Annotated in this window: 12 protein-coding genes; 5 read left to right on the top strand and 7 right to left on the bottom strand. The window is 61.6% G+C overall.

What is annotated here, in order from left to right; all coding sequences use genetic code 11:
• On the top strand, positions 1 to 494 hold a 494-nt coding region (locus A2J01_RS07310; protein ID WP_156519204.1), incomplete at its 5' end, for an FAD-binding protein.
• A gap of 8 nt (positions 495 to 502) precedes the next feature.
• Here A2J01_RS07310 and A2J01_RS35700 read toward each other — a convergent pair.
• Together A2J01_RS35700 and A2J01_RS07305 are read right to left on the bottom strand one after the other, a co-directional pair.
• Entirely contained in the window at positions 503 to 640 is a 138-nt protein-coding gene (locus A2J01_RS35700; RefSeq protein WP_153211511.1) for a hypothetical protein, read from the bottom strand.
• Between the two features lie 47 nt (positions 641 to 687).
• A complete protein-coding gene (locus tag A2J01_RS07305; protein WP_064112415.1) occupies positions 688 to 3054 on the bottom strand; it encodes an arylsulfatase in 2367 nt (788 codons plus the stop codon).
• 117 nt (positions 3055 to 3171) lie between these two features.
• Between A2J01_RS07305 and A2J01_RS07300 the strand changes: the two genes are divergently transcribed.
• Together A2J01_RS07300 and A2J01_RS07295 are read left to right on the top strand one after the other, a co-directional pair.
• On the top strand, positions 3172 to 4383 hold the full coding sequence (locus A2J01_RS07300) for a DUF2254 family protein (RefSeq protein ID WP_064112414.1): 1212 nt from the start codon (positions 3172 to 3174) through the stop codon (positions 4381 to 4383).
• 205 nt (positions 4384 to 4588) lie between these two features.
• A complete protein-coding gene (locus A2J01_RS07295) occupies positions 4589 to 6310 on the top strand; it encodes an APC family permease (RefSeq protein ID WP_442971555.1) in 1722 nt (573 codons plus the stop codon).
• An 8-nt stretch (positions 6311 to 6318) separates the two neighbouring features.
• Here A2J01_RS07295 and A2J01_RS07290 read toward each other — a convergent pair whose 3' ends face one another.
• Both A2J01_RS07290 and A2J01_RS07285 read right to left on the bottom strand, forming a co-directional pair.
• Entirely contained in the window at positions 6319 to 7392 is a 1074-nt protein-coding gene (locus A2J01_RS07290) for a VIT1/CCC1 transporter family protein (protein WP_064112412.1), read from the bottom strand.
• A gap of 25 nt (positions 7393 to 7417) precedes the next feature.
• On the bottom strand, positions 7418 to 8263 hold the full coding sequence (locus tag A2J01_RS07285; protein ID WP_054780970.1) for an alpha/beta hydrolase: 846 nt from the start codon (positions 8261 to 8263) through the stop codon (positions 7418 to 7420).
• A 190-nt stretch (positions 8264 to 8453) separates the two neighbouring features.
• Here A2J01_RS07285 and A2J01_RS07280 point away from each other — a divergent pair, with 190 nt between their 5' ends.
• Positions 8454 to 9095, top strand: coding sequence for a DUF4232 domain-containing protein (locus A2J01_RS07280; RefSeq protein WP_047271958.1), 642 nt, complete (start codon positions 8454 to 8456; stop codon positions 9093 to 9095).
• A gap of 1 nt (position 9096) precedes the next feature.
• Here A2J01_RS07280 and A2J01_RS07275 read toward each other — a convergent pair whose 3' ends face one another.
• Genes A2J01_RS07275 through A2J01_RS07265 form a run of 3 tightly spaced genes read right to left on the bottom strand, consistent with a single transcriptional unit; the run spans position 9097 to position 11446 of the window.
• On the bottom strand, positions 9097 to 10167 hold the full coding sequence (locus tag A2J01_RS07275) for an ABC transporter permease (RefSeq protein WP_047271956.1): 1071 nt from the start codon (positions 10165 to 10167) through the stop codon (positions 9097 to 9099).
• Complete coding sequence (locus A2J01_RS07270; protein WP_047271954.1) at positions 10164 to 11033, bottom strand: ABC transporter ATP-binding protein; 870 nt, start codon at positions 11031 to 11033, stop codon at positions 10164 to 10166. Before A2J01_RS07270 ends, A2J01_RS07275 begins: the two co-directional genes overlap by 4 nt.
• Positions 11030 to 11446: a GntR family transcriptional regulator gene (locus A2J01_RS07265; RefSeq protein WP_003939899.1), complete on the bottom strand. Its 417-nt coding sequence runs from the start codon at positions 11444 to 11446 to the stop codon at positions 11030 to 11032. Before A2J01_RS07265 ends, A2J01_RS07270 begins: the two co-directional genes overlap by 4 nt.
• 359 nt (positions 11447 to 11805) lie before the next feature.
• Between A2J01_RS07265 and A2J01_RS07260 the strand changes: the two genes are divergently transcribed.
• Complete coding sequence (locus tag A2J01_RS07260) at positions 11806 to 12714, top strand: ABC transporter substrate-binding protein (protein ID WP_021345722.1); 909 nt, start codon at positions 11806 to 11808, stop codon at positions 12712 to 12714.
• Positions 12715 to 12716 lie beyond the last annotated feature (2 nt).

Raw genomic sequence — 12716 nt, 5'->3', positions numbered from 1 at the left:
AGCAGAAGGGCGCGGACTTCGTTGTGCGCAACAACCTTCGTGATCTGGTCGACGGCATGAACGCCCTCACCGACGAACCGCTCCTCGACTACGAGGACATCGAGCGCGAGATGATCGCCCGCGACCGCGAAGTCGATAACAAGTACAGCAAGGACTTCCAGGTCACCGCCATCCACGGTGCCCGTAATCTGTTGGCAGACAAGATCGTGCGCGTCGTTGCACCGCACAAGATCCTGGACCCCAAGAACGGCCCACTGATCGCGGTCCGGTTGCACCTGCTCACACGCAAGACTCTCGGCGGCTTGGAAACCAACCTGGATTCGCAGGTCATCAAGGCCGACGGCAGTGTCTTCGACGGCCTGTACGCAGCCGGTGAAGTCGCGGGCTTCGGCGGCGGCGGAGTCCACGGTTACAGCGCACTCGAGGGGACCTTCCTCGGCGGCTGCATCTTCTCGGGCCGCGCAGCCGGACGAGCATTGGCGCGCGACCTGTAGCCCCGAAATCAGGCGAGCGAATGCGTGACCAGAATGTGGTGGGCACGCATTCGCCGCGCCTCGTGCACGGATTGATGGTGGTGATGGTGTGTCGGCCCGCGCGCGTGGCGGACCAGATCGTGAACAGTTCGGATGACGGTCGGCATTGCGACCCTCCCTCAGGAGATTGTGACTGCTGCTCTTGCCTGTGGAATCACTGTCTGGACACCGCCACTCGCGCCACCTCCTCCGGATCGATGAGGTGGGTATGGTCGTCGTCACCGACATCGATCTGCACGACGTCGATACGTGCGTTGAATGTGGTTGCGCCACTGTAATCGACACTGACAGGCATGCCGTAGTCATCCCCGATGTCGGTGGTCTCGTCCGCGGAGAAGACCATCGGTTGCGTCTGCTCGACGCGACCTGAGCCCACTTCGCGACCGTCGTGATAGATCGTGACCCCACCGCCTCTCGCGAGACCACCTCCGTCGTAGGTGAACTCAGCTCTGATCTGGTGTGATCCTGCCGGAATGTCAACGTCGGAACCGATGACGAACTCGGCCATGCCCAATAGGTTGTAGACGAATTTGGCGCGGCCTTCCCGCGCGTAAAGTGCCCAGCCACCAAATCTGCCTCCCTGCGCGATCATCACACCGTTGGCAGTAATGCCATCCGCGACGTCGACTGCTGCTGTGACACTGAATGATCGGTTCTTGATACTCAGCACGCTGTGCTCGCTCAGCCGTTTCATTCCGGGAAACAGAACCTGTCGGTTCCCGGACACCAACTGCGGACGCCCCGCGATGTGAGGGTTGAACCTCTCGAATCTTCGGTCGTCGATCGGAAGCACGTTGTACTTGACCGCTTCGATCAACCACAAGCGTTGCAGTGCAGCGAGTTTCTCCGGCAACTCGGCCGCCAAGTCTTTGGACTGCGTCCAATCCTGAGACCCGTCGTAGAGCTCCCACACGTCGTCGTCGAGAGCGGGGAGTGCCTCCGCGAACAGCCACGGAGTGCTGTGCCTGGTGACCGCACTCCAACCCTTGTAATAGATTCCACGGTTGCCGGCCATCTCGAAGTACTGCAGATCGTGACGTTCGGCGACTTCGGCGTCGTCGAAGGTGTAGACCATGCTGGTCCCCTCGATGGGTGATTGCTGGACGCCGTTGACAAAGGTCGGTTCCGGTAGTTTCGCAGCTTCGAGGATCGTCGGTGCAACGTCGATGACGTGGGTGAACTGCGACCGCGTCTCCCCCTTGGTCCGAATCCCTGCAGGCCAGTGCACGATCGTCCCGTTACGAGTGCCACCCCAATGCGACGCAACCTGTTTCGTCCACTGGTACGGGGTACACATTGCCCACGCCCACCCCACGGAATAGTGGTTGTATGCGTCCTTGGTACCGAATTTGTCTTTCACTTCCGCCATGAACTCGGGCGTCTCGATGGCGGCGAGTCCGTTGAAGTTGGCCATCTCGTTGAAAGCGCCGTTGATCGTCCCCTCTGCGGACGCTCCGTTGTCTCCGATGATGTAGTACACGAGGGTGTTGTCGAGAGCTCCGAGTTCTTCGATCGCATCGACAAGCCGGCCGACATGGAAATCGGTGTGTTCGAGAAATCCTGCATAGACTTCCATTTGGCGTTCGAGGACGGGCTTCATCTCCTCACTCATGTCCTCCCACGCCGGAATGGCCTCGGGACGCGGGGTGAGGACCGCATCCGCGGGAACGACTCCCCGCTGCTTCTGCTGCTCGAGAATCGATTCGCGTTGAGCGTCCCAACCTCCTGCGAACCGGCCCTCGTACTTGTCGGCCCACTCCATCGGAACATGGTGCGGTGCATGTGTGGCGCCGGGTGCAAAGTAGACGAAGAACGGCTTGTCCGGAGCCAAGGACTTCTGCATCCGAACCCAGTCGATCGCGTGATCGGCAAGGTCTTCGGTGAGGTGGTAACCCTCCTCCGGTGTCTTGTCCGGCTCGACAGGCGCGACGCCCTCGTACAGCGCCGGGTAATACTGGTTGTTCTCCCCGCCGATGAATCCGTAGAAATGCTCGAATCCGCCTTCTCCCGTCGGCCACGACGTGAACGGTCCCACCGGGGATGTTTGCCACGGCGGAACCTCGTGACACTTGCCGAACTGAGCCGTCGAGTATCCGTTGAGTTTCAACGTCATCGGCAGTGCGGCTTTGGTATTCGGCCGCAGGCCGGAAAGACCAGGAGCCGAGGTAGCGGTTTCGGTGATCGATCCCATGCCGACCGAATGATGGTTGCGCCCGCTCAGAAGAGCGGCGCGGGTCGGAGCACACAGTGCCGTCGTGTGAAACCGCGTGTACGTGAGCCCATTACTTTGCAATCGCTCAGCAGTCGGTGTGTCCGCTGGTCCGCCGAAGGCACTGCTCGCGCCATATCCCACGTCGTCCAACAGGACCACCAGAACATTGGGTGCGCCGGCCGGCGGTAGTAGCGGAGTGATCGGCGGAAACTCGGTGTCCGGATCCTTCGCGTCGTACGTCACCAGACCAAGATGTTGTCGATCCGGAATCGGTAGTACGGCGCGGCTCTGGTCTGTCGGATCCGTCATGACGTCTCGCCTTCTGTCTCTCACATGGCTCTTTCAAGCGTTTCAGGATCGCGACGACGTCGACATCATCCGTTTCGGGTGAAGGCGCACCATTGCCGCAGCGTGGAGGCTTGAAGTGTGGATCAGCCCGGACGTTTCGCTCCCACCCCGATCGGGCATGCCTTCCTCGTCCCCCGGCGCCGTGTACGTGCCGGCCTGACCCAGATCCTGTGCGTCGTCGTGGGACTGGCTGCCGGACTGGGGATGCCGTATGTCCGGAGCGGCCCGATGATTCCCGCCCGTCAGGTCAGCGAGATGCTCGTTGCACTCGGTCTGGGGTTACTGGGCGTTGTCGCGGTGATCTTCTCGCTCTTGTTTCTTGTCGTCCAATGGGCCGCGACCACCTTCACTCCTCGCTTGTTGTTGTTCCGCGACGACCCCATCGTGTGGCGGACGTTTGCTTTTGCAATAGGCCAGTCGGTTTTCGACATCACGGCGGCGCTCGCCATCAGCAACGAAACGGACGTGTCCGTGGTCGTGCCAAGTCTCGCAGTGATGGCACTCTTGGCGACGCTGACGCTGATCAGGCTGCTCCAGCTGCGCGCATTCTCGGCCATCCAGTTGGCTCCTGTACTGACCTCGATCTCGAGTCGTGGCCGAGCAGTCTTCGCCGCCGTGTACCCCACCACTGATCTGGAGTTGCCTCCTCTACCAACACTTCCGGTGATCACGACTATCGAGTGGCATCGACCGCCGGCCGTTCTGCAGCAGATCCTCGTCGAAGATCTGCTGCAGAACGCTCGGAACTGCCGATCCATGGTAATCCTCCGAGTGTCGCCGGGTAGCACGCTGCGAGACGGATTGCCGCTCGCCGACGTCTACGGCGGACCCATGCCCGCCAACACGATCCTTGACGCCTTGGTCAGTGGGAGTGAGCGGACCTTCACCCAGGACCCCCTACTCGCGATTCGGTTGTTGGCTGACATCGCGCTCAGAGCGCTCTCACCCGCTATCAACGATCCTGCGACGGCCGTGCAGGCTCTGGACGAGATCGAGGACCTCCTCTCTCTGGTGGCCTCCGTACGCGCAGATTCGATCCGGGCCGTCGACGAGCGTGGTGATCTGCGTGTGGTGATTCCACTGCCCGACTTCACGAGCTTCGTCAGAACCGGACTGGACGACGTCATAGCCTCGGCATCGAACTCGCCACTCGTTCTGGGCCGACTTCGCGACCTACTTTCGCACGTCGCCGCCCAATCGGAGTCTCGGAACCGCGATATTCTCGCCAAGCGCGCTCGCTGGATTGATCAGCTGTCACAAGGCTTCCCGCGACTCGAACCCCCGTTGTGAACCCGTACAGATTTGCGGGCCATCGCGTCAAAGCATCGTCAAGATCAGTCTCAGAGCTACGGGAAATGACGATACTGACTCGGTGAGACATGCAGTGATACTCGGACACCGTGGAGTCATATCGTCGACGACCCGCCCGGCCCGTGGGCCAGAGAATCAGAAGCTCTCCGTCGCAACCGGACTGGCAGGGCTTTCGCTCGACGCGATGGCCTCGGTGTCGTACGGGCCAGAAGCCATCGTGTTGGTGTTGGCCCTCGCCGGCGGCGCAGGGATCGGGTTCACCGTGCCGGTGACAATCGCCATCGCAGTGCTGCTTGTGGTCCTGGTGGCGTCGTACCGCCAAGTGATCGCCGCATTTCCCGAAGGCGGTGGCGCCTACGCCGTCGCAAAGAAGCATCTGAGCCCGCGGGCAAGTTTGACCGCCGCCGCGTCGTTGATCGTCGACTACACCCTCAACGTCGCGGTATCGATCGCAGCCGGTGTCGCGGCTCTGACCTCCGCCTTCCCCGCACTTCTTCCCTACGCGGTCTGGATCGCACTGGCGATACTCGGCGGCATCACTGCACTGAATCTACGGGGCATCGCAGATTCCGCGCGGGTATTCATGTTGCCCACCGTGGTTTTTGTCGTCAGCATCTTCACGGTGATCGGTGCCGGACTGCTTCGGGAAAACCCTGCTGCCGCAACGGCTCCCCTCGTCGTCGACAACGCACACACGATCGGCATTCTCCTTCTGCTCAAGGCATTTTCGAGTGGTTGCGCCGCATTGACCGGTGTCGAAGCCATCGCCAACGCGGTACCCAGTTTCAAGAAGCCTCGCGTGCGTAGCGCTCAGCGTGCCGAAGTAGCTCTGGGAATCCTGTTGGGCACCATGCTGATCGGCCTTGCAGTGTTGATCGAAAAGTTCTCACTGGCCCCAGTCCCCGGAACAACGGTCCTGTCGCAACTCACTTCCGCTGCCCTCGGAAATGGTGTGGGCTACTACGTCGTCCAATTCTCCACCGTGATTCTGTTGGCGTTGGCCGCGAATACCTCGTACGGCGGACTTCCGAACCTGATGCGAATCCTCGCCGACGACAACGTGCTCCCGCACCGCTTCAGCCGGAAGTCGACGCGCGACGTCTTCACGTACGGCGTCTTGTCGCTCGGTGGCGTCGGTGCTCTCCTGCTCATCGGATCCGGCGGAAACATGAACACCTTGGTGCCGCTGTTCGCCATCGGTGTGTTCATCGGATTCACGCTCGCGCAGTTCGGCATGGTGCGCCACTGGCTCGCCGAACAGACGCCGGGCTGGAAGTGGCGATTGGCGCTCAACGGTTTCGGGGCTGCGTTGACTTCGATCGCAGCAGTGGTGACTACCGCCATGAAGTTCACCGAGGGCGCTTGGTTGATCGCTCTCGCGCTCCCTGCGCTCGTCCTCGGCATGGAACGCATCCGCGGTGCGTACACACATATCGGTACTCGGTTAACCGTTCAGGGTGAGAACGATTCTCTGTCTATCGGATACAAACCAGCGGTCCTAGTACCCGTGTCCGAAATTACGTCGCTCTCCACCCGCGCGATGGCCGCGGCAACGGCGATGTCGTCACAGCCCATCGCAATTCGAGTCTGCCTGGCCCACGAATCGACGACGGACTTCACCCGCCGATGGCAAGCCCGACATCCGAATTCGCGTTTGATCGTCATCGAGGACACCGAGAATTCGGTGGGGAACACTCTCGCCCGATACATCCGCACACACTTCCCCCACCGAGAGACCTTTGTTGTCGTCGCCACCATCGACCCGGCGACCAGATGGCACCGGTTCCTCCCGAGCCAACGGACCGATGAGATCGCTCATGCACTGCGCAAACACACCGAGGCCGTGGTGTGCCAGATTCCGGTTCGGATCGATCCGGCTCACCGCGATCCCGCCCTACGCGCATGAGCCGACGCTCAGAGCGAAGTCCCGAACAACATGCCGAGCAGATACGTCGCGCCGGCAGCGCCGTAGCCGATCGCAAGTTGGCGTAGAGCCCTCTTGAACGGCGGCCCGCCCGAGAGCAACCCGACCACAACGCCCGTCGTCAGCAACGCGATCCCCACGAGAACAGATGCGACGATCAGAGCCGTCATGCCTTCCAGGCCGAACAGATACGGCAGCACCGGAATGATTGCGCCCGAGGCGAAGAAGCAGAAACTTGCCGCCGCTGCGCCCAACCCGGTTCCGACAGCTTCATGGTCGTCGACAACGTCGGCGGCGCCGAAGGTGCTGTTCGCGAGGACCTCGACGGCGCGCTGATCCGCTTCCTCGGCGGACATGCCGCGGGCCCGGTAGACCAGGGCCAATTCGTTCGCGTCGACGTCGAGCAGTCCGACAGCTTCGCTGGCAGCCGGACCAGGATTGGACGCTTCCAACAACTCTCGCTGCGAGCGGACTGAAACGTACTCGCCGGCGCCCATCGACAGGGCGCCGGCCAGAAGCCCGGCCATGCCGGTGATCAGAACGATCTGATTGGAGACGCCGCTACCGCTGATGCCGAGCACGAGAGCGAGGTTGCTGACGAGGCCGTCGTTGGCTCCGAAGACGGCGGCACGAAACGTCCCCGAAAGTCTGTTCCGACCCCGAGTGGCCAAGGCCCGCACCACTTCTTCGTGGATCTTCTCGTCCGCGCCCATCGATGCAGTCGCGTCGGCGTCGTTGGGATACGGGGATCGCGTCTCCGCGCGCTGCGCAAGAGCGAGCACGAAGACGGAGCCGAAGCGCCTGGCCAGAAAGCCCAGTATCCGAGTGCGGATATCGCCGCGAAGTGGTTTGCCGACGTGATCGCCGAGTAGCGCTCGCCAGTGCGCCTCGTGTCGCCCCTCCGCGTCGGCCAGTGCGAGAAGGATTTCGCGCTCCTCGCCGCTGCGCCTACTCGCGAGGTCTCGGTAGACGGCGGCCTCGGCTTGTTCGTCGGCGAGGTATCGTCTCCAGCGCTTGACATCTCGCGGGTCTGGATCGGGTCGTGCGGCCGGAACTGTGGACATCGTGTTCCCCTTTCCGGTGAGGCGGTCACGCTTCGAGTACGCGGTCCATCCACGTCGTCAGATCGTTGATGACGTCGTCGCGGTTGGTCTCGTTGAAGATCTCGTGTCTGGCACCCGGATAGGTGTAGTAGGTGACGTCTTCGATCCCCGCCGAGTTGTACCGTTCGACTGCGACGTCGGTACGGCTCAGTGCGGCGTTGAGAGGATCCGAGGTGCCGACGAAGACCAGGATCGGAAGGTCTTGTCGCACGCCCTCGACGTCGACGAACCTCGGTCCCGCTGCGATAAGTCCACCCATGCCGGCGTCGTCCAGGCTGAAACCGCACAGCGGATCGTTGATGTACAAATCCACCTGCGCTTCGTCACGGCTGAGCCAGTCGTGCGGAGTACGGGCCGGTTCGAATTCCGCATTGAACTGGGCGAGGACGTCCGGGCCCTCGTTGACGAGGCTCTCGATCAGTTGATCGACCGCGGTGGTCCCCGACAGTGCGACGGCGTCGATCAGGTGCGAATGATCGAGGATGTACTGCTGCGAAGCGAACGAACCGAGGCTGTGGCTGAGCAGTACGACGGGCAGGCCGGGGTGTTTGTCGCGGATGATGCCCGTGAGGGTCACCATGTCTGCAACCAAGCGGTTCCAGCCGTCGTCGCCGATGTTGCCTGGGCCGGCGTGCATGCTCTCACCGTGGCCGCGGTGGTCCGCCGCGTAGACGTGGAAACCGCGAGCATTCAGGGCTTCGGCAACGTGTGCGTAGCGTTTTGCGTGCTCACCCATACCGTGCGCGAGTTGAACAACCCCTCGAGGTTCCTGCTCGGTGGGCCATTCGTGGACATGAATGACCACTCCGTCGTCGCTGGTGAAGGTGAACATGCGCTACTCCCGGTGATCGCGATCCGGACAGGTCATTTCTCATGCTAGATCCGCAACGGCAATCCATCCGGGAAGTAGGTCCTGATCACCGGCGAGCCTGATTCGTTTCTGCACATCCGGCTTCAAACTCGGATATACCGGACACGGATGTTCGGAAACAGTTGTCGACCAGCCTGAGGAGTACAGAGCGATGAATTCGAACCGCATGCGCAACGTCGGCTTGTTGGCGGCTCCACTTGCTGCTCTCGCCCTTCTCAGCGGTTGCGGCTCGGATGAAACGGGAACGGCCGAGAGTTCACCGGCACCCGCCTCAACGACGACCGCCTCTGCGCCGACGACCCAGACCGGCACCGCTTCACCTTCGACGACCCATACCGGTCACACCCAAACCACAACCTCGACGGCACCCAATCCCGAAGGCTGCGCGATCGGGGAACTGAACGTCACCCTCGGCGAGTCGAGTGGCGCCGCCGGTTCTGTGGAGCTTCCGGTGGTCTTCACCAACACGGGCGGCCGCACGTGCACGCTCGACGGTTTCCCCGGCGTCTCGTATGTCACGGGAGCGTCCGGAAGCGAAGTGGGTGCTGCAGCCGGCCGCTCCGGATCCGGTTCACTCGTCTCCCTTGCCCCTGGCTCTGCCGCAACGTCTCTGGTGCGAGCTACGAACGTCGAGAACTACCCGGCAGATCAGTGCGGCGTGACCGACGTTGCGGGACTGAGGGTTTACCCGCCCAACAGCTACGACTCGGTCTTCCTTGCCTATCCCACCAAGGGTTGCTCGATGACCGGCGCGAACATCAACCAGCTGACGGTCGCGCCGGTCGCCCGCTGAGTCACGGCTTGAGGCGTCGTAGACCCCAGAGCGCCGGCAGGAGGAACAATCCCGAAAGGATCAGGACGAGTGCAGCTTCCGTGAACTGGAAACGCCAGAACCGATCAGCTGAGTGGTAGCGAACTTCGTAGTGGTCGACGCCGTGTTCCCGCAAACAGATCTCCATCTCTCTGTTCTGCTGCGCTGAGAGCACATCCATGCGGAGGCCGTACTCGGCGCCGGTCTCCTCCGGGCGCTGGTCGTACGGGTCCTCATCGCCTGATCCACCCCACGTGCACTCGTCGTATTTGACGTCGACCCAGTTACCTCGGAGGTCGACATATCCCTGCGCGAGTTCCCAATTGACCGCGGGGATACTGGTATCGCTCGAATAGTAGGAACTGAATCCGGCGACGGGTGACGTTCGGACACTCGGCTCGGCGTAATCGGGTCGTGAAACCAACTGAAATGCTGCCAGGATCGCAACAACACCGACCATCGTGATCGCCATTGCGCCGATCGAACTACGCACCAGCAAAGCCAGTGCTGCTCCGAGCATGAGTGCCATGAATGTGTATGCACCCAAGACCAGTCCGCTGGATTGAAAGAGCGGATACGACAGGTTCGATATCTCGACGAAAGTCGAACGCCCGGCAACAAATGCATACCGGGAGTTGTCCGGGAGAGATCGAGCCCATTGCAGTGCAAATCCGAGCAATGACGAAGCCACAGAAATCGGCAGGAAGACGATTAACACCCGGGTCCAGAACCAACGAGTCCGACTGACCGATTGAGTAAGCCCCAATACGTGTGTTCCTTGTTCGACATCCCGCGAAAACACGGTGACACCGATCAACACGCCGAGGAACACCGGCAGAGCAGTAGCAACCACTGTCGTCAGTGTGAGAGCAGTCTCTGCCGTGCAGATAGCGGTGATGTCATCGAAGCAACTGAGAGGCGATCCGAAGAGTTGGGCTTGTCCGCCGCTCTTGATGATCGCACCACTCGACAAGACAATGACTGCTAATGCCGCGAGGAATCCCAACGACACAACGAGCGATGTCCGGTGGTGCCGCCACGTAACCCAGATCATGCCGCCACCATCGTTTCTGCGCTCAGGTGCCCGAGCACCACGTCGTCGAGAGTTGCGTCGTCGATCACCCAGCCGGCCCGAGGGCTCGGACGGATTCCCTCCACCACGTGAGAATTCGACCGCACCCCCTTCTCGGTATGAATGACCGCACCGGCGCCGACCACGTCCGAGGGGTCGCCGTCCCCGATCAATACGTAATGGGCAGAGATCAATTCATCCAACGGACCGGACAATCTCGCGTTTCCGCCGCCCAACAGAAGAAGTCGATCCGAGACGTCTGCCAATTCGGAGACGATGTGTGAAGACAACAGAACCGTGGTGCCGTACTCGGCAACGTCTTCGAGCAGAGTGGTCGCGACGGACCGCCGCGCCACGGGATCAAGATCCGCCAAGGGCTCGTCGAGTAGAAGCAACTGCGGTCTGCGCCCCAGCGCCAAAGCCAGTGCAACCCTGGTTCGTTGACCTGGTGACAGAGTCTTCGCCTTTGCATCGAGAGCAATCCCAGCGCGCTCTACCAGATCCAGAGCGTACTTCGCATCCCACTCGTCGTTGGTATATGCGCCGAATCGAAGAAGTTCTGCAACAGTGAATTTGGGATACAGCGGCTTGTGCTGAGCGAGGTACGACAGGCCTGGGCAGATGCCGTCCTGATCCGGCGTGCTGCCCAGGACGGAGATCGAACCATGGTCAGGCATCGTCAACCCGACCGCCAAGGACATCAGCGTGGACTTACCGGCGCCGTTCACCCCGACCAGGGCAGTGATGCTTCCTGTTGCGATCTCGAATGTGCAGGCGTCGAGCACCTTCTTCTTGCCGAAGCGCTTGTCCACGTCCTGCATTGTCAGTGCCGATTCTTGCGCAGTCATGATGTCTCCCCCTGCTTTCCGGACGGATCCGTTTCGATGAACGTCTTCTCGAGTTCCAAACTCACCAGTGCTTCGATGTCCGTGCGCTCGAGTCCAGCGGCCACGGCATCTGCCACCCAACGCGCCAACTCGCGCCGTAGCGCAGAGCTTTCCGCCATACCGGGCTTGGCCAGGGACTTGACGACGAACGTGCCCAATCCAGGCCGCGGAGCAACAAGTCCGTCGCGCTCGAGTTCCTTGTAGGCCTTCAGGACTGTGTTCGGGTTGATCGCGAGCGCTCCCACGACGTCCTTGGCTGTGGGCAGCCGATCCCCGACTTGGAGATCACCGAGCCTGAGCGCCTGCTTCACCTGAAGGACCAATTGCACGTAAGTGGGAATGCCGGATCGGCGGTCGATACGGAAGTCGATCATCCGAACCCTTTCACTAGTTCATTAGTGGAATAGATATTTACCCTGCCTTGACCTCCCGGGTCAAGCCAGACGCCCCCTGTAAAGTGCAGATGCCCCGGTTCACCGGGGTGCCACGCTGCTCGTGTGAAGTTCGGTGAAACCCCGGCACTGTCGACGCAACTGTGAATTCGCCCGTCACTACTCGAGGCGAACGAGTCAGGTCACCGGCCTCGTGGCGACACGATGGTTCTCGGACGAAGGACCGCTCGTGGCGCTTCGCCTCGCGGCCGCGCTGCTCGCGACCCTTCACCACTAGCGGAGGGGTGGCTGTGAGTACTCGGCCGACACGTAAATTCAGATCTGTACTTGCAGCACTGACGATGAGCACCGCACTGCTTGCCGGTGCGTGCAGTAGCTCGACGTCCGATGCACCCGCAACCACAGCCGCCTCGGACGGCTCGTTCCCGGTGACTGTTGTTTCCGGTCCCACGGATTCCGGCACGGACATCACCATCGAGTCACGCCCTCAGTCGATCGTGTCACTCAGTCCCAGCGCCACCGAGACCCTGTGGGCAGTCGGCGCGGGCGATCAGGTGAAGGCCGTCGACAATCAGTCCGACTACCCGGCCGGTATCCCGGTCACCGATCTCTCGGGCTTTCAACCGAACGTCGAAGCCATCCTCGGCTACGCACCGGATCTGGTGATCGCATCGGATGACATGAACGATCTTGTCTCCGGACTGCAAAAGGCGAAGGTGCCGACACTCCTACTACCGGCAGCGACGAGCATCGACGACGTCTACGCCCAAATCGAGCGCGTCGCGAAGGCCACCGGCCACGAAGACAAGGGCACCGAAGTTGTCGACACCATGCGCTCGGACATCGACGCCGCTGTCGCCAGTGTTCCTGCGCGCCAACAGCCGCTGACGTACTTCCACGAACTCGACTCCTCGCTCTACACCGTCACGAGTTCGAGCTTCGTCGGGCAGATCTACTCGCTGTTCGGAATGAAGAGCATCGCCGACGCCGCGGGGCAGGGTGACTATCCGCAGTTGTCCGCCGAATTCGTGGTACAGGCCAATCCCGATCTCATCTTTCTCGCAGACTCCCAATGCTGTGGAGTGACAGCAGAATCCGTCGCCGCTCGACCCGGGTGGAGCGGCATGAAAGCGGTTACCGGCAACCAGATCCATGTGCTCGACGAAGACCTCTCCAGCCGCTGGGGACCTCGTGTCGCCGACCAGGTGAAGGCCGTCGCGGCCATCGTTGCCCAAGTTCCCGCGGCCTGAGC

It is taken from the genome of Rhodococcus sp. EPR-134 (assembly GCF_001647205.1).
GTDB classification, from domain to species: Bacteria; Actinomycetota; Actinomycetes; order Mycobacteriales; family Mycobacteriaceae; genus Rhodococcus_F; species Rhodococcus_F qingshengii.
This window is presented reverse-complemented; position numbering and strand designations above follow the sequence as displayed.